A 14898-nucleotide genomic window follows, 5' to 3' on the forward strand; every position below is an offset into this window, starting at 1 on the left:
CCCCGCTCCGCGGGGGGGGCCCCCCGCCGGGCGCCCCCCCCCCCCCCCCCCGCGGGCGGGGGGGGGGGGGCCCCCGCCCCCCCCCCCCCCCCGCCGAGTCGTCGCAGGGTCAGGGGTTGGTGATGCCCAGCGAGTAGCTGCCGGAGCCGCTGTACGCGTGCACCTCGAAGCGGTAGTAGCCCGCGGTGCCGTTGTAGGTCAGCGACTCATCCGGCCCGGAAGTGTACGAGCCGGCCACGTCGACCCAGGACGATCCGCTCCACTTCTGCAGGTAGAGGTCGAAGTCCACACCGGTCGGACCGTCCAGGCAGCCCCGGTGGGTTCCCGAGGAGGACGAGTAGTAGTAGCTGCCGTTGGGCTGGTACCGGCTCTGGCCGGAGGAGATGCTGCCGGTGTAGGTCGCCTCGTAGCCGCTGCACCCGGTGGGCGGCGGCGGCTCGTTGCCCCCGCCGCTGGTGCGCAGCGTCAGGCCGTACGCCGAGAGGATCTCGTTGACCGGCTGGAAGTAGGTGGTCCCGCCGGAGGAGCAGTTACCGGAGCCGCCCGAGGTCACGCCCTGGGCCTGCTGGCCGGACAGCCACGACCCGCCCGAGTCACCCGGCTCGGCACAGGCGTTGGTACGGGTCAGCCCGCTGACCGAACCCTCGGCGTAGTTGACGGTCTGGTTCTTGGCCTGGATGGTGCCGCACCGCCAGCCGGTGGTCGAGCCGGAGCGGCAGACCGCCGCACCCACGGCGGCCTCGGTGGAACCGGCCACCGTCACGTTGCCGCCGGAGTAGTTGTTGACCCACGGCTGCGGCGTCCAGTTCGAGTTGGTCTGCACCCAGCCGTAGTCGTTGCCCGGGAACGACGAGCCGCGGAAGGTGCCCTGGGCCACCTGGTTGTAGCCCTGGGTGGCGGTGCCGGTGCGGCCGCAGTGCCCGGCGGTGACGAAGCCTCCGGTCACCGAGAACCCGACGGAGCAGCGCCCGCCCATGTAGTAGGCGTCGCCGCCCCGGACGTCGTAGAGCAGCCGGGGAGCCTCGGTGGTGCTGACCACCCGGACCGCGGTGGCGTCGACGCGGCTGGTACGGACGAATTTCGCAGCCGCGGCGGTGTTGCCGCTGGCGAGGACCACGACGGTGTTGGTCGTGACGTCGACGTACCAGCCGGGGACCGCGCCGGCCGGTGCCGTGGCGGCGTGGCGGTCCAGGGTCGCCTTGATCCGGTCCAGTTCGGCGCCGCTGCGCTCGACGATCGTCGCCCGCGCGCCGGCCGCCTTGACCCGGTTGGCCGCGGCCTTGCCCGTGACGGCGACGACCAGGCCGTCGGCGGTCATCCAGCCACCGGCGTACGCCGAGCCCAGGGACCGGCGGAGACTGACGTCCGTCCGGGTTCCCTTGTCGTCCCGGGCGATCCGGGTGCGTGCCTCGGTCGGGGTCAGGTCGAGGTCACGCTGCATCGCGGCGAGCATCTCCGACGACGCGGCCACCGTGGCGGCGGCGGTGCCGGGGTCGGGCAGCGGGGCCGCTGCGGCGGGGGTTACCGCGACGGCGATGGCACCGACGGGCAGCAGGATCGCTGCTGCCGCGAAGGTGAGAACTCGTCTCATCTATTGCCTCCTGTGGAAACGGCGGCGCGGAACGGGGGTGCGCCGCGATCGGGGCGGGGGTGTCCCGCCGCGCTCCGCCCTCGGGGTTTGGGCGACGGTGCTGCGGGCGCCGCAGCCCGTTGACCTGGCCGGTGCCGCTGCCGGGCGCCTCGACGGGGCGCCAGCCTGATCAGGTGGGCCACCGCCAACCTAACCGGAATCGATAGGCTCTGATCTATATCAGTTAACTCATATTAAGGCGAATGACGCTCGAATCCCGGTGCCCGTACGGCACACCGGCAGAGCGGCTCCCGACGCTGACGCCCGGTCGTCGCCGGCTGTCTCAGTCGGGCTTGACCGCGTGCACGCGTTCGACGGTGCCGGCCTTCAACCGCTCGACCTCGACGATCGTGAATCCCGCCGCACGCACCAGGGGAAGCTGCCGGCGGGTGAAGTACTCACCGGCCATGCGGACGGTGACCCGTTCGAGGAGCCACTGGGCGGCACGCACCGGCGGCCAGGTGCTGGCGACGTGGTCCAGCAGGAGCAGCCGGCCACCGGGTACGAGCACGCGCCTCATCTCGTCGATCGCCTGCGCCGGGCGCGGGACGGAGCAGAGCGAGAGAGCGCAGACCACGGTGTCGAACGACGCGGACGCGCAGGGCAGCCGCTCCGCGTCGCCCTCGCGCAGGTCGACCGTCCGGCCGAGATCGGCGGCCCGGCGACGCGCGACGTCCAGCATCGCCGGGCTCAACTCGACGCCCGTCAGGGTGACGTCGGTGGGGTAGTACGGCAGGTTACGGCCGGTGCCGATGGCTACCTCCAGCACCCGACCACGCACCCGGTCGCCCAACCACTCCCGGCCGCCCGCGAACTGCACCCGCTCGAGGAACACGATCTGCCTGTCGTAGCTCGGTGCGGCCCTGTCCCACACGCGTCGCTGCTTCGCGGTCGGTGACTCGCCCGGGCTTCTGCTGGCCGGGTTGCTCACGATGACGGTCCTTCCGGTTCGACGGAGTGGGGAAGGGCGCGTTGAGCATCGCAGGCTACCGTCCGGGTAGGAACCGATCCGCGGCGGCCTGATTCTGGGTACTCGTCGGAACTGCCCGGACCGGTGGCGGCGGGGGTCCGCCGCCAGCCGGGCGCGGTCAGACCGTGAGGGAACTGGCCGTGCCGGGGGTGAGCCAGTGCAGGCTCGCCCGGACCGCGGCCGGGGCGGCGGCGAAGGCGGCCTCCACAGCCTGCCGGCCCTCGCTGAAGTGACTCCAGCCCTCGTAGTGCACCGGCAACACCGAACGGGCGCCGACCAGTCCGCACAGTTCGACACCCTCGGCGGCGGTCATCGTGTAGCGCAGCGCACCGGTGCGGCCGAACCGGACCGCTCCGAGGTGCAGTACGACGGTGCCGATGCCGAACCGGCCGCCGACCTGACGGACGCCGTCGTAGAGCACGGTGTCGCCGGTGATCCAGAGTGGCCCGTGCCGCTGGCCGGCCCAGCGCAGCACGAACCCGGTCACCTCGCCGACGACCGGCCGGCTCAGCGGCGGGCCGTGCCGGCACGGGGTCGCCGTGACCTCGATGGTCGGCCGCCCGGTCGCCGTGAGCGTGGTGCGCTGCCACGGAGCCAGACCGATGGCGTCGGCCCCCAGTCGTCGGCTGCCGGCCACGGTGGTGACGACCCGACCCGCCGCTGGCAACAGCACCCGGCCGGCGTCGTCGAGGTTGTCGGCGTGGTGGTCGTGGGTCAGCAGCACCGCGTCGAGGTCGCCGAGCGACTCCGCCGGCAGCGCCGGACCGGTGAGCTTGCGCGAGGCGGTGCCCCAGCCGAACCGGTAGGTCCGGCCGGGCGCGTCGAACGTCGGGTCGGTGAGCAGCTGCCACCCGTCGAACTCGATCAGTACGGTCGGACCGCCGATGTGCGTGACCCGTACGTCGGTCATCCCGCGTGCCGCACGGCCCAGTCGAGCACCTCGTCCGCGATGCGCTCCCACCCCTGCTGTGCCGGCAGCAGGTGGGCGTAGCCGGCGTACTCGCGGCGCTCGGTGACGGTGTTGGACCGGTAGTGCTCCGCGTTCGACTTCTGCACGGCGGGCGGCATGATGTGGTCCTCGCCGCCGGACACGAACAGCAGGGGCGCGCGGTCGTCGTTGTGGTAGTCGACCCAGGTGTCCTGATGGCCGGGCTGGAAGTTGGCCAGGACGCCGCCCCACACGATGCCGCCCGGGGCGGGGATGTGGTAGCGCTGGTAGAGGGCCCGCGACTCCTCATCGGTGAACGTGTTGGTGAAGGCGTACTTCCACTGCTCCGGGCTCAGGCCGACCGCCCTGTGCCGGTTGGCCGGGCTCTTGAGCACCGGGAAGGTGGACTTGACCTGGGACAGGGGCACCACGCGGACGCCCTCGGTGGGAGCCGAGTTGAGCGCCACGCCGGCCGCGCCGTAGCCGTGGTCGAGCAGGATCTGGGTGAACGCGCCGCCGGCGGAGTGACCGATGATGATCGGCGGCTCCGGCAGCGTCCGTACGACCTCTTCGAGGTGGGCGATGATCTGTGGAACCGTCACCTGCGCGATCGGGGTCGGGTCGGCGTTGAGCGCCTCCACCTCGACCTCGAATCCGGGGTACGCGGGGGCCACCACCTGGTGGCCCTTGCTCTCGTAGTGGGTGATCCAGTGCTCCCAGCTGCGGGGCGTCACCCAGAAGCCGTGCACCAGGACGATCGGTCTCATGGCTGGTACTCCTCGAGGAAGGCGAGCAGGTCGTCACCGAGCTGCCGCTTGTGTGTGTCGGTGATGCCGTGTGGTGCGCCCGGGTAGACCGTCAGCCGCGCACCCTTGACGCGGGCGGCGGATGCCTTGCCGCCCACCTCGAACGGCACGACCTGGTCGTCGTCGCCATGGATGACCAGGGTGGGTACGTCGATGGCGTCGAGGTCCGGGCGGAAGTCGGTGGCGGAGAAGGCGGCGATGCACTCGTAGGCGTTGCGGTGTCCGGCGGCCATGCTCTGCAGCCAGAATACGTCCCGGATTCCCTGCGACACGTCGCTTCCCGGTCGGTTGTGGCCGAAGAACGGGCCGTCAGCCAGGTTCTTGTAGAGCTGCGCGCGGTCGGTCAGTGAGCCGGCGCGAATGCCGTCGAACACCTCGACGGGTACCCCGGCGGGATTGTCGTCGGTTCTCAGCATGAACGGCGGCACCGCCGAGACGAGGACGACCTGGGCGACGCGGCAGGTGCCGTGTCGACCGATGTAGCGGGCGACCTCGCCGCCGCCGGTGGAGAAGCCGATCAGGGTGGCCGCGCGCAGGTCGAGCGTCTCGACGACAGCGGCGAGGTCGTCGGCGTAGGTGTCCATCTCGTTGCCGTGCCAGGTCTGGGTGGAGCGGCCGTGGCCGCGTCGGTCGTGGGCGATCACCCGGTAGCCGCTCGACGCGAGGTGCAGCGCCTGAGCCTCCCAACTGTCGGAGTTGAGCGGCCAACCGTGGGACAGCACGACCGGGCGCCCGCTGCCCCACTCCTTGTAGAAGATCTGGGCGCCGTCGCTGACGGTGACGAAAGGCATATTCCGCTCCTCACGGTGGGCTGCCAGGGGTGTCAGCCGGTTCAGGGAGCAATCTCGCACCCTCGCGACAGGTCGGGTGTTCTGCGGACGCACGGTTCTGACGTCTGTGTGCACCGTTCAACGTGGCGACGCGATGGCTGCGGATTTCTGCGCGGTGGCCATCTGCCGTGGGGTGACTCCGAAGGCCTCCCGGAACTTGTTCGTGAAGAAACTCGGGTTGGAGAAGCCCCAGGCGCGGGCCGTCGCTGCGATGGACGAGTAACGCGGGCGCGCGGCGGTCAGGTCCGCCCGTGCGCCGTGCAGGCGCTGCTCGATGATCGACTGCTCCAGGCTCTGGCCCAGTGACTCGTAGAGCTTGTAGAGCGTACGCAGCGAGATGGCGTTGGCCGCGGCGATCCGTGCCGGTGTCAACTCCGGATCCCGCAGGTTGCTGCGGACGTATGCCTGCACCCGCGCCTGCATCGAGGAGTGCATCGTCTCGCGTAGCTGCCGACCGTCGCCGGCAGCGGAGAGCACCAGAGCGCGCATCAGCTCGGCGGAGGCGGTGCCCAGCTCCGGCCCCGCACCGCTGCCGACCAGGTCGTCGGCCTGTCCGACCAGGTGCGCGACGTGACTGCGCACGAGTTCGTAGAGCGGACTGACCCGCAGTTCACGCGCGGCCCGGTGGATCGCGTCCCGGGGAACGCCCAGGTGATCGACATCGACGTGCAGTGCGTAGGAGGCCCCGCTGCCTCGCCAGCCGTAGACGTACGGCAGGGACAGGTCGACAAGCATGAGGTCACGCGGTCCGAACACGCGTCCCTCCCGAGCCCACATCAGATGGTTGTCGGTTCGCATCGGTAACGCCAGAACGATCGACGACTCGTCCGAGGCCCGGGCGATCCGGGGCGTACGGCGCAGGGTCGTGCCGGAGGCCTCGATGTTGAACACCTTCGCCCGGCCGAAGTCGAAGACGGTCATTCTCGCCTGGATCGCCGCGGGATCCTCGAACGAGGCCAGGCTGGCGGAGCAGTTGCCGCTGACGGTGGCCTGGAACGCCGCCGCGCGCTCTCGTGGGGGCAGCGACCGCGTGTCGAGAACGAGCATGAGGTCCCATCCGATCCTGAGCAGTTGCCGGGCCGGTGCGTAACGCGCCGGCAACCGGGTCGTATCAATCGCCGCACAGATGGAGAAACCCCGCTGCTCCGATCGCTGTTGCGGCGCAACGGCGAACGGAACGACGAGGTTGGATTCAGTATGCGCCGCGCCGAGGTGGAGAACAACGCCTGCCGGGAGTCCTGCGGACCGTGGTCGGGATCCGTCGAAGACGCTCCGGGCGACCGGGCCGGTGGGCGCGTGACGGGCCCCCGGACGCTTCTGCCCGGCGGAGACCAGGGCCCCGCACGGAGATTGAATGTCTGCTATATATGGGAACGCTCCCAAGCGGGGGCAATGAAGACGGGCGTCTCGGGCGCCGCCCCGGCTACCGGGGCGTTCGTCCTCGCCTCGGATACCGGGTGAGGCGTAGCACGCCGTAGCCCTGCCACGTCGAAGGTGGCGGGGAAGCAGTCGATGGAGGAAACATGCGCAGTCTTCTTGCCGGGTTGACCGCTCTGGTGATCGGCGTCACGGCCGGCAGTGTCCCGTCCGACGTCGCCGGCGCCAATCATCGCGGCTCCTGCACGCGACACCTGCTCTTCTGCGAGGACTTCGAGCGCCTGCCGCCCGGCGGCGCCAGCACCCTGGACTGGGGCATCGACACGCGCAACGGCACGCTCACCGTCGAACGTGCCCGCCGTGGCAACCAGGTACTGCACGTCCACACGGTCGACAACGGCCGCGCCTTCCTGCGCGTCGACGACTTCGCCGCGCCCGGCAACCGCTTCTACGGCCGGATGCGGCTGCGCGTCGACGCCTTTCCCACCGGCCCCGACTGGGCGCACTTCACCCTCGTGGAGGCGACCGGCACCGGCAGCTCGGAGATTGTCCGTCCGATCGGCGGCCAGTACGCACCCACGGTCCCCGGCATCTTCTGGGGCGTCGGCGCCGACGGCGGGCCGACCGGCGACTGGACCAACTGGCGCGAGTCCGCCCCGGTGGTCGAAGACACCTGGCAGTGCTTCGAGTGGCACCTCGATCCGGCGGACAATCGCGTCGCGGTGTGGATCGACGGGGTGGCGAACCCGGAACTGACCGCCTCCACCACCGAACACGGTGGCAACGACGTGCCGTTCGTCCTGCCGGAAGTTAACACCGTGAAGATCGGTTGGCAGCTCTACCAGGGCGGCACCACCCCGGGCGAGTTCGACCTCTGGATCGACGACATCGCCCTGTCGACCAGGCGCCTCGGCTGCTGACCCGCCACAACTCCCGTGCACAGACGGTGCCGGGCGTCGTCGAATATCCGGCGACGCCCGGCATCGAGTTCCCTTACGCTCCACCCGAACGGCGGCGGATGGCGCGCTGCCGACGGTGGTGAGCCGACGATCGGGGAATGCGATGTCCTGCCAGCTGGTCGCCGTGTGTTTCGACGCGAGCCAACCGATGCGCCTGGCGCAGTTCTGGGCCGGCCTGCTCGACCGGCAGATCGTCCACGATGGCGGCGGTGCGTCTCTCCCTGGCACTGACACGCAGCTCGGCCTCCGGTTCGTGGCGAGCCACGCCGAGCGGGTAGGGCAGAACCGGGTGCACCTGCACCTCACCAGCTCCAGTCCCGCCGACCAGCAGCAGACGGTGGCCGGCGCGCTCGCCCTCGGTGCCGCCCACGTCGACCTCGGGCAGCGCCCGGAGGAGGGACACATCGTCCTGGCCGACCCCGAGGGCAACGCGTTCTGCGTGATCGAGCCGGGCAACAGGTTCCTCGCCGGCTGCGGCTTTCTGGGCGAGATAGCCTGCGACGGCACCCGGGAGGTCGGCCTCTTCTGGAGCGCCGCGCTGGGCTGGCCACTGGTGTGGGACCAGGATCAGGAGACCGCCGTACAGGCACCGGGCGGCGGCACGAAGGTCGCCTGGGGAGGTCCGCCCGTGGCACCGAAGCAGGGGAGGAACCGGCAGCGCTTCGACCTGGCGCCGTCGGCTGACCGTCATCAGCGGTCGGAGGTCGACCGGCTGGTGTCCCTCGGCGCCACGTGGATCGAGGCCAGCGGGGATGGCGCGGTCATGCTGGCCGACCCGGACGGCAACGAGTTCCGTGTCATGAGACGTCGTTAGTCCGATCCCGACACGCCGCTCCCGACACGCCGGCCCCGGCGACCGTCCGGCGGTGGAAGCGGTCAGGATGCGGTGGCGGACTTCGCGGCAGGGCCGGCGGAGCCGGTGCCGTGGTCTGGGCGGCGAGTCAGGACCCGGGGGCCGGCGGCCGTGATGGCGACCGTGTGCTCGGAGTGTGCGGTGCGGGAACCGTCGGCCGACCGGATCGTCCAACCGTCCTTGTCATACCTGATCTTGTCGGTGGAGCTGCAGAGCCAGGGCTCGACGGCGATGGTGAGACCGGGCTCCAGCTTCAGGCCGCGACGAGGGCGGCCAGTGTTGGCCACGTGCGGGGCCTCGTGCATGGTACGGCCGATGCCGTGGCCGCCGAACTCGCCGTTGACCCGGTAGCCGTAGGAGTGGGCGACCTCGCCGATCGCGGCGGAGATGTCGCCCAGGCGGCCGCCGGGCTGGGCGGCGGTGATGGCGGCCTCCAACGCGACCTCGGTGGCCTCGATCAGCCTCAGGTCGGCCGGGTCCGGGGTGCCGACGATGACGGAGAGCGCGGAGTCGGCGACCCAGCCGTCGATGCCGACCGCCATGTCGATGCTGAGCAGATCGCCGTCCCGTAGGGCGTAGTCGTGGGGGAGGCCGTGCAGCACCGCGTCGTTCACCGACAGACACAGCACGTTGCGGAACGGACCACGGCCGAACGAGGGGGCGTAGTCCCAGTAGCAGGACTCGGCACCGCGTTCGGTGATTCGACGGCGAGCGTGGTGCTCAAGGTCCAGCAGGTTGACGCCGACCGCGGCGACACCGCTCAGCTCGGCGAGCAACTCGCCGACGAACCGGCCGGTCACCGCCATCCGCTCGATTTCCTCGGCCGACTTGAGTTCGATCATCAAAGCCTCCCTCGCCCCTGTCGGTATTTTTATACCACGCCACCGTGGGGTCGCCCGGAAGGGGCTATCCTCCTTCGCATGGTCCGCCAACCACTCACCGCCGAGCAGATCGCCGCCGGGCAGCGCCTGGGCGCCGCCCTGCGAGCCGCCCGGGCCGGCCGCAGCCTCGTCGACGTGGCCCTGGCCGCCGGCATCTCACCCGAGACGCTCCGCAAGATCGAGGCGGGCCGCCTGCCCGCGCCGGCGTTCGGCACCGTGGTCTGCCTCAGCCAGGCGCTGGACGTCCCGCTCAGTGATCTGGCCGAGGTCTGGCGAGCCGACCTGCCCATCCGCCAGGCGTCCTAGCCCCGCCGTCGAACGCCGTGCACTCGTCGGGTGGCCGTTGCGCCGGAGGACCCGGCGTACCCCTGGTCTTTCTGGACCTCGACGGCGTACTGAATCCCTTCGCGGCACCGACCTGTCCCGACGGCTATCAGGAACGCGTCCTCTTCGACGGGGAAGATCCGCAGCGGTACTGCCTGGCACACGCCGACTGGATCCGGGAGCTGGCCGCCGCCGGTGAGCTGTGGTGGGCAACGGGTTGGGGCGAGGCGGCCAACGACTTCTACCTGCCGCTGCTCGGAGTCGCGCCGCTGCCGGTGGTCGGCTTCCCACCGGTGCCGTTCGCTCCCGAACTCAAGGTGCCGGCCGTCGCCGCCGTGGCCGCCGACAGGCCGGCCGCGTGGATCGATGACGACCACACCGCCGCCGGCCGGCGGTGGGCCGCTGACCGGTCGGCGCCGACCTTGCTCGTGTCGGTCGATCCCACACTCGGTTGGACGCGATCGGACGTCGACCGGGTGCTGACCTGGGTGGGCACCCTGCATCGGTGAGCGCGCCCGTCAGGGACTCAGGCTGTGCCGGCGGTCCGTTCCGGTCGGGCCGTCAGCGCCCGACGCAGCTCACGGACGACGACAAAGGCCGGGTTGTCGTCGCCTGACGCCTCCTGCCACAGGTCGCGCCATTCGGAATCGGCAGCCATGATCCGGTCGAGCGCGGTCGCGGCCAGCGCGGACACCTCGTCGGGCAGGTCGAGCCGGTCTCCGTCGCGCAGCACGTCCGGCGCGTACGGTGACGTGACGGGCGGCCCGCCGGGCAGATGCGCGGCCACGATCGCGGCTGCGGCGATCGCCTCGCAGGCGACATCGGCGTCGAGGTAGTCCTGCTCGACGGCCGCTCGGTTCAGGGCCGCGCGGACCAGCACCGGCCGCTGGGCGGCGTGGGCGTCAGCCAGCTCGCCACACCAGTCGGCGGCGGTGTCGTTGTCGAACGGACCACTGTCCCAGGTACCCATGAAGCCTCCCACGATCGGTCGCGCCGCATTCTGGCACCGGCCACCGACAGCCTTCGACACCCGCGATTCGGCGTACCCTGCGGTGACGGGTGACGGACAGGAGGCAAGGTGGTCGAGACGAGGCTGACCGGCATGACGGTGGCGCAGGTGATGGCGGAGTTGGCCGAGCTCGCGGACCCGAGGACGCGCGAGGTGAACGAGCGGCACGGTGACGACCACGGGGTCAACCTCAGCACGTTGCGTGCCCTCGCGAAGCGGCTGAAGACCCAGCAGGATCTCGCGGAGCAGCTGTGGCAGACGGGCGACACCGCGGCGCGACTCCTGGCGATCCTGGTCTGCCGCCCGAAGGCGTTCGAGCGCGACCAGTTGGACACCATGCTGCGCGAGGCGCGTCGACCCAAGGTGCACGACTGGCTGGTGAACTACGTGGTGCGGAAGAGCCCGCACAGCGAGCAGTTGCGCCGGGCGTGGTTGGCCGATCCGGATCCCGTCGTCGCCAGCGCCGGCTGGGCGTTGACCACCGACCGGGTGGCCGCGAAACCCGAGGGCCTCGACCTCACCGCGCTGCTCGACGCCATCGAGGCGGAGATGAGGGACGCTCCGGATCGCCTGCAGTGGGCGATGAACCACTGCCTGGCGCAGATCGGGATCGAGCACGCCGGGCACCGCTCCCGCGCGATCGACATCGGGGAACGTCTCGGTGTGCTCAAGGACTATCCGACCTCACCGGGCTGCACCTCTCCGTACGCGCCCACCTGGATCGCCGAGATGGTGCGCCGACAGCACGAGGTCGAGACCGACCAGCACGAGCGCGCCGTCGAGGCGACCACTTAGGATGGTCGGCGGCGTCGGCCGCAGGATGTCGAGCAGGTGCGGCGGCACGCCGACCGAACCCGCTTCGACGTCGGGCCATCCGCGGTCCGGCGCTCGGCCCAAGCGGTTCGGCCGACCGTGATCCGGTGTGGACGAGGAGACGAACTGTGGCGAACGAAGAGGTGGCACCCGCCGGGGTCGACATGAGCGTGCCGAGCATCGCCCGGGTGTACGACTACATGCTCGGCGGCAAGGACAACTTCGCGGTGGACCGCGCCGTCGCCGAGCACGCGCTCCGGATCACCCCGGACGGCCCGCAGGCGGGCCAGGCGAATCGGGCCTTCCTGCGGCGGGCGGTGCGCTTCCTCACCGAGCAGGGCATCGGCCAGTTCCTCGATCTCGGTTCCGGTCTGCCCACCCAGGGCAATGTGCACCAGGTGGCCCTGCGCCACGACCCGCAGGCGCGGGTGGTCTACGTCGACAACGACCCGATCGTGCTGGCGCACGGTCGGGCGCTGCTGGCCGACGCCGGAACCGCGACGGTGGTCCAGGCCGACATCCGGTCGCCGGAGGCCATCCTGGAACACCCGGAGGTCCGCAGGTTCCTGGATCTGGACCGCCCCGTCGGGCTGTTGCTCTTCGCGATTCTGCACCACCTCAGGGACGACGAGGACCCGAAGGCGGTGGCGGCGAGGTTGATCGACGCCCTGCCGTCGGGCAGCTACGTCGCGATCTCCCACTTCCGTGATCCCGGCGACCGGCACCCCGACGCCTCGCGGAAGGCGCGGGAGGTCGAACGCATCTTCAACGAGTCCCTCGGCACCGGTCGTTGGCGTACCGACGAGGAGATCCTCTCCTTCGTCGAGGGCCTGGAGCTGGTGGAACCGGGCCTGGTCCCGGTGGCCGCGTGGCGACCGGACCCGGATGAGACCGCGCCGGAGCAGGGCGACACCTACCACACCTTCGTCGGACTCGTCGCGCGCAAGCCGTGATGCCGCGCTCGGGCCTCCTCCGGGTGTCCGCGTCGACCGCCGCTCACCAGGGTGCCGTCACCGCCACACGGTGACCTGACCGGCCACCAGCGCCTTCTGTCCTTCGAACGTGCGGTAGGCCGCCGGGTCGGTCAGGTGGTGGCGGGCCGCGAGACGGCGGTACGAGAACCGGACCACGGTCCCGTCCACGCTGAGCAACTGCGGCGGGGTCGCCTCCACGGGCTGCCGGGTCAGCACGAGCAGGCTGCGGTCGGCCAGGTCGACGTCCCGCACGACGAGCGCCCGCTCGTCGACGACCCGATCCACGGCCGCGGTCACGGTCAGCGCGTCACCCACGTCGACCTTGGCGAGGGTGTTCGGCGGGCTGGTGCCGGTGGACGGTGGTGGTGGTTCCGCCTCCGGCTCGGGGGCGCAGCCGGTGACGGCGAGCACGGCTGCCAGCGCGGTGGCGAGCGCTGCGTGCCGGACGCCGTACGGAACGTCGCTCATGTCGTCGCCTCCTCGAAAAGGTGCCTCTGCTCAGAGATGCCCCGTGGGATGACGAGCGCCGCGCGAACGTGTGACGGTCGCATGACATCCCGAGTCGACCTCCTTCAATCGACTGACCAGGGGTTTTCCCGCCTCCGGACGGGGGTAGCGCGTTAGTCGACAGGGGCGGTGACCGGACGGGATCCGCCGACCGGACACCTCGGCGGGGGTGCGCGACCGGAGCGGGAGGTTGTGCTCGTGCGATGCCTGCAGCGGCGTTACCGGCTCGACGAACCGGTCGGCCGGGGCGGCATGGCCACCGTCTGGCGTGGCTACGACCTGCGCCTGCAGCGCACCGTCGCGGTCAAGCTGCTGTCGGCACCGCTGCTGGGCGACCCCGCGGCCCGCGACCGCATCCGCCGCGAGGCGCTGGCCGCGGCACGGCTCGACCACCCCGGCGTCGCCCGGGTCTACGACTACGGTGAGCAGCGGCATCTGACCCGGACTCCCACCCCGTTCCTGGTGATGGAGTTCGTCGCCGGATCGACGCTGGCCGCCCGCCTGCGGGCCGCCGGTCCGTTGCCGCCGGACGAGACGCTGCGGATCGGTCAGCAGGTGGCGGCGGCCCTCGCCGCCGCGCATGAGCAGGGCATCGTGCACCGGGACGTCAAGCCCGGAAACATCATGCTCACCGAGAGCGGCGTGAAGGTGGTCGACTTCGGCATCGCGGTCGGCGCGGGCGACGACCCGGCGGAGCCGGACGGACAGCTCTGGGGCACCCCCAGCTACCTGCCGCCGGAGTTGACCGTCGGAGCGGAGGCGGTACCGGCGGGCGACGTGTTCGCCCTCGGCGTCGTCCTCACCGAGTGCCTCACCGGACAGGCGCCACAGCGGTCACCGCACGAACCGGCTCCCGTACCCGACGTCGAGGGGCTCTCCGCCTCGCACGCGCACCTGATCGGTCGATGCCTTGCGGCCGACCCGGACCGGCGTCCGGACGCGGCCGACCTCGCCGAGGCGCTTACCGGTGCGACCCTGGCCGTGCGGCCCGCGCCGGGCGCGGCGGCCACCCGGGTCGCCGTGCCCACCCACACGGTCGCCGGCCCCACCAGGCCGGCCGACGGACCTGCCCGGCGGTCGGCGGTCGCCCGGCGGCGGCGCGGGCTGTTGTTCGCCGCCCCCGCCGCCGCGGCGGCCGCGCTGGCCGGGATCCTGCCGGGACTGCTCGCCGCCGAGGAAGGCTCGGCCGACCCACCCGCCGCCGAGGCCGGCTGCACCGTGCAGTACCGGGCACAGCAGGCGGCCGACGGGCGCTTCCTGGCGCGGATCAGCGTGACGGGAGCCGGGCAACCCGGGACCGGGCAGCAGGCGCTGAGCTTCACCCTGCCGGCCAGTCAGCGCCTTCTCGACGTACGCGGCGCTGCCTGGGCGCACGACGAGCAGCGGGTCACCCTCCGGTTGGACGCGCCGGCGGAACCGGGTACGGACGCGACGGCGACCCTGCACGGCCGGGTGGAGTCCGGTGGGCACGAGACACCGGAGCGGTTCAGCCTGGCGGGCGTCGCCTGCGAGCATGCCGACACCCACGTCCGGACAGCGGTGCTGGCCTCCGCGTCGGCCGAGCCGGCGGCATCGACGCAGGGGACCTCCCGGGTGCGATCGGGTACGCCGGAACGGGACCGCCCGGCTCCGGACGGCGGCGGGGGCGGATCGGGTCGACCCGACGCCCAGCCGTCGGACGTACCGTCGGCGACACCGTCGGGCACGCCGACCACCTCGACACCGGCCACCTCCGCTCCGCCGCCCACGCCGAGCCCGTCGGCGACCGCCAGCCCCACCGCCAGCCCCACGGTCAGCCCTTCGGCGACGTCGAGTCCGGCGGCGACCGAGCGGCCGTCCACCCCGCCTCCGCCGGACCCGACCCCACCACCGACGACGGAACCCGCCGAGACCACGGCTCCCACCCCCACGCAGACGTCTTCCACCGCCTCGGTGACCTCCACCACGTCGGCGGCGGACGAGAGCGGCGGCACCGCCGACACGAACTCCTGATCCACCCGAAAACTTGATTGATTCCAGAAGAGTCGAGTAGGTTCG

Annotated in this window: 15 protein-coding genes and 1 pseudogene; 7 read left to right on the top strand and 9 right to left on the bottom strand. The window is 71.6% G+C overall.

The window, feature by feature from the left end:
* Positions 1-109: 109 nt before the first annotated feature.
* The 6 genes and pseudogenes from V5O40_RS21370 to V5O40_RS21395 form a co-directional block, all read right to left on the bottom strand.
* Entirely contained in the window at positions 110-1591 is a 1482-nt protein-coding gene (locus tag V5O40_RS21370; protein WP_332907112.1) for a S1 family peptidase, read from the bottom strand.
* Positions 1592-1913: 322 nt separating this feature from the next.
* Complete coding sequence (locus tag V5O40_RS21375; protein WP_332907113.1) at positions 1914-2561, bottom strand: class I SAM-dependent methyltransferase; 648 nt, start codon at positions 2559-2561, stop codon at positions 1914-1916.
* Positions 2562-2718: 157 nt separating this feature from the next.
* Entirely contained in the window at positions 2719-3510 is a 792-nt protein-coding gene (locus V5O40_RS21380; protein WP_332907114.1) for an MBL fold metallo-hydrolase, read from the bottom strand.
* Positions 3507-4295, bottom strand: a complete 789-nt coding sequence (locus tag V5O40_RS21385) for an alpha/beta hydrolase (protein WP_332907115.1) — start codon at positions 4293-4295, stop codon at positions 3507-3509. The genes V5O40_RS21380 and V5O40_RS21385 overlap by 4 nt, the downstream gene beginning before the upstream one ends.
* Positions 4292-5149 (bottom strand): annotated as a pseudogene (locus V5O40_RS21390) (alpha/beta fold hydrolase); the annotation flags it as partial. The pseudogene V5O40_RS21390 and the gene V5O40_RS21385, both read right to left, overlap by 4 nt.
* A 93-nt stretch (positions 5150-5242) precedes the next feature.
* On the bottom strand, positions 5243-6211 hold the full coding sequence (locus tag V5O40_RS21395) for a helix-turn-helix domain-containing protein (RefSeq protein WP_332907116.1): 969 nt from the start codon (positions 6209-6211) through the stop codon (positions 5243-5245).
* Positions 6212-6687: 476 nt separating this feature from the next.
* On the opposite strand from V5O40_RS21395, the gene V5O40_RS21400 reads away from it, so the two are divergent.
* Together V5O40_RS21400 and V5O40_RS21405 are read left to right on the top strand one after the other, a co-directional pair.
* Entirely contained in the window at positions 6688-7461 is a 774-nt protein-coding gene (locus V5O40_RS21400) for a hypothetical protein (RefSeq protein WP_332907117.1), read from the top strand.
* 142 nt (positions 7462-7603) lie between these two features.
* The gene (locus tag V5O40_RS21405; RefSeq protein WP_332907118.1) at positions 7604-8314 is read left to right on the top strand and encodes a VOC family protein; all 711 of its coding nucleotides are present in this window, start codon (positions 7604-7606) and stop codon (positions 8312-8314) included.
* A 62-nt stretch (positions 8315-8376) separates the two neighbouring features.
* On the opposite strand, the gene map is transcribed toward V5O40_RS21405, so the two are convergent.
* Entirely contained in the window at positions 8377-9195 is an 819-nt protein-coding gene (gene map, locus V5O40_RS21410) for a type I methionyl aminopeptidase (RefSeq protein ID WP_332907119.1), read from the bottom strand.
* Positions 9196-9273: 78 nt separating this feature from the next.
* Between map and V5O40_RS21415 the strand changes: the two genes are divergently transcribed.
* Together V5O40_RS21415 and V5O40_RS21420 are read left to right on the top strand one after the other, a co-directional pair.
* Positions 9274-9540 carry a helix-turn-helix domain-containing protein gene (locus V5O40_RS21415; protein ID WP_210826019.1) on the top strand — a complete coding sequence of 89 codons (267 nt, stop codon included), beginning with the start codon at positions 9274-9276 and terminating at the stop codon, positions 9538-9540.
* Between the two features lie 17 nt (positions 9541-9557).
* Positions 9558-10067, top strand: a complete 510-nt coding sequence (locus tag V5O40_RS21420) for an HAD domain-containing protein (RefSeq protein WP_332907120.1) — start codon at positions 9558-9560, stop codon at positions 10065-10067.
* A gap of 17 nt (positions 10068-10084) precedes the next feature.
* Here the strand turns inward: V5O40_RS21420 and V5O40_RS21425 are convergent, their stop codons facing one another.
* Complete coding sequence (locus V5O40_RS21425) at positions 10085-10528, bottom strand: DUF4259 domain-containing protein (RefSeq protein WP_332907121.1); 444 nt, start codon at positions 10526-10528, stop codon at positions 10085-10087.
* 132 nt (positions 10529-10660) lie between these two features.
* On the opposite strand from V5O40_RS21425, the gene V5O40_RS21430 reads away from it, so the two are divergent.
* Positions 10661-11362, top strand: coding sequence for a DNA alkylation repair protein (locus tag V5O40_RS21430; RefSeq protein ID WP_408631922.1), 702 nt, complete (start codon positions 10661-10663; stop codon positions 11360-11362).
* Between the two features lie 146 nt (positions 11363-11508).
* Positions 11509-12333 carry an SAM-dependent methyltransferase gene (locus V5O40_RS21435; RefSeq protein WP_332907123.1) on the top strand — a complete coding sequence of 275 codons (825 nt, stop codon included), beginning with the start codon at positions 11509-11511 and terminating at the stop codon, positions 12331-12333.
* Between the two features lie 57 nt (positions 12334-12390).
* Here the strand turns inward: V5O40_RS21435 and V5O40_RS21440 are convergent, their stop codons facing one another.
* A complete protein-coding gene (locus V5O40_RS21440) occupies positions 12391-12822 on the bottom strand; it encodes a hypothetical protein (RefSeq protein WP_332907124.1) in 432 nt (143 codons plus the stop codon).
* Positions 12823-13059: 237 nt separating this feature from the next.
* On the opposite strand from V5O40_RS21440, the gene V5O40_RS21445 reads away from it, so the two are divergent.
* A complete protein-coding gene (locus V5O40_RS21445) occupies positions 13060-14853 on the top strand; it encodes a serine/threonine-protein kinase (protein ID WP_332907125.1) in 1794 nt (597 codons plus the stop codon).
* Positions 14854-14898 lie beyond the last annotated feature (45 nt).

The organism is Micromonospora palythoicola, from assembly GCF_036689795.1.
Lineage (GTDB): Bacteria > Actinomycetota > Actinomycetes > Mycobacteriales > Micromonosporaceae > Micromonospora > Micromonospora palythoicola.

Excerpts from the sequence above, each read along its gene's own strand:
- V5O40_RS21385 (WP_332907115.1), bottom strand. The coding sequence starts at position 4,295 with ATGAGACCGATCGTCCTGGTGCACGGCTTCTGGGTGACGCCCCGCAGC.
- V5O40_RS21425 (WP_332907121.1), bottom strand. The coding sequence starts at position 10,528 with ATGGGTACCTGGGACAGTGGTCCGTTCGACAACGACACCGCCGCCGAC.
- V5O40_RS21380 (WP_332907114.1), bottom strand. The coding sequence starts at position 3,510 with ATGACCGACGTACGGGTCACGCACATCGGCGGTCCGACCGTACTGATC.
- V5O40_RS21405 (WP_332907118.1), top strand. The coding sequence starts at position 7,604 with ATGTCCTGCCAGCTGGTCGCCGTGTGTTTCGACGCGAGCCAACCGATG.
- V5O40_RS21430 (WP_408631922.1), top strand. The coding sequence starts at position 10,661 with ATGACGGTGGCGCAGGTGATGGCGGAGTTGGCCGAGCTCGCGGACCCG.
- V5O40_RS21400 (WP_332907117.1), top strand. The coding sequence starts at position 6,688 with ATGCGCAGTCTTCTTGCCGGGTTGACCGCTCTGGTGATCGGCGTCACG.
- V5O40_RS21370 (WP_332907112.1), bottom strand. The coding sequence starts at position 1,591 with ATGAGACGAGTTCTCACCTTCGCGGCAGCAGCGATCCTGCTGCCCGTC.
- V5O40_RS21395 (WP_332907116.1), bottom strand. The coding sequence starts at position 6,211 with ATGCTCGTTCTCGACACGCGGTCGCTGCCCCCACGAGAGCGCGCGGCG.
- map (WP_332907119.1), bottom strand. The coding sequence starts at position 9,195 with ATGATCGAACTCAAGTCGGCCGAGGAAATCGAGCGGATGGCGGTGACC.
- V5O40_RS21415 (WP_210826019.1), top strand. The coding sequence starts at position 9,274 with ATGGTCCGCCAACCACTCACCGCCGAGCAGATCGCCGCCGGGCAGCGC.
- V5O40_RS21440 (WP_332907124.1), bottom strand. The coding sequence starts at position 12,822 with ATGAGCGACGTTCCGTACGGCGTCCGGCACGCAGCGCTCGCCACCGCG.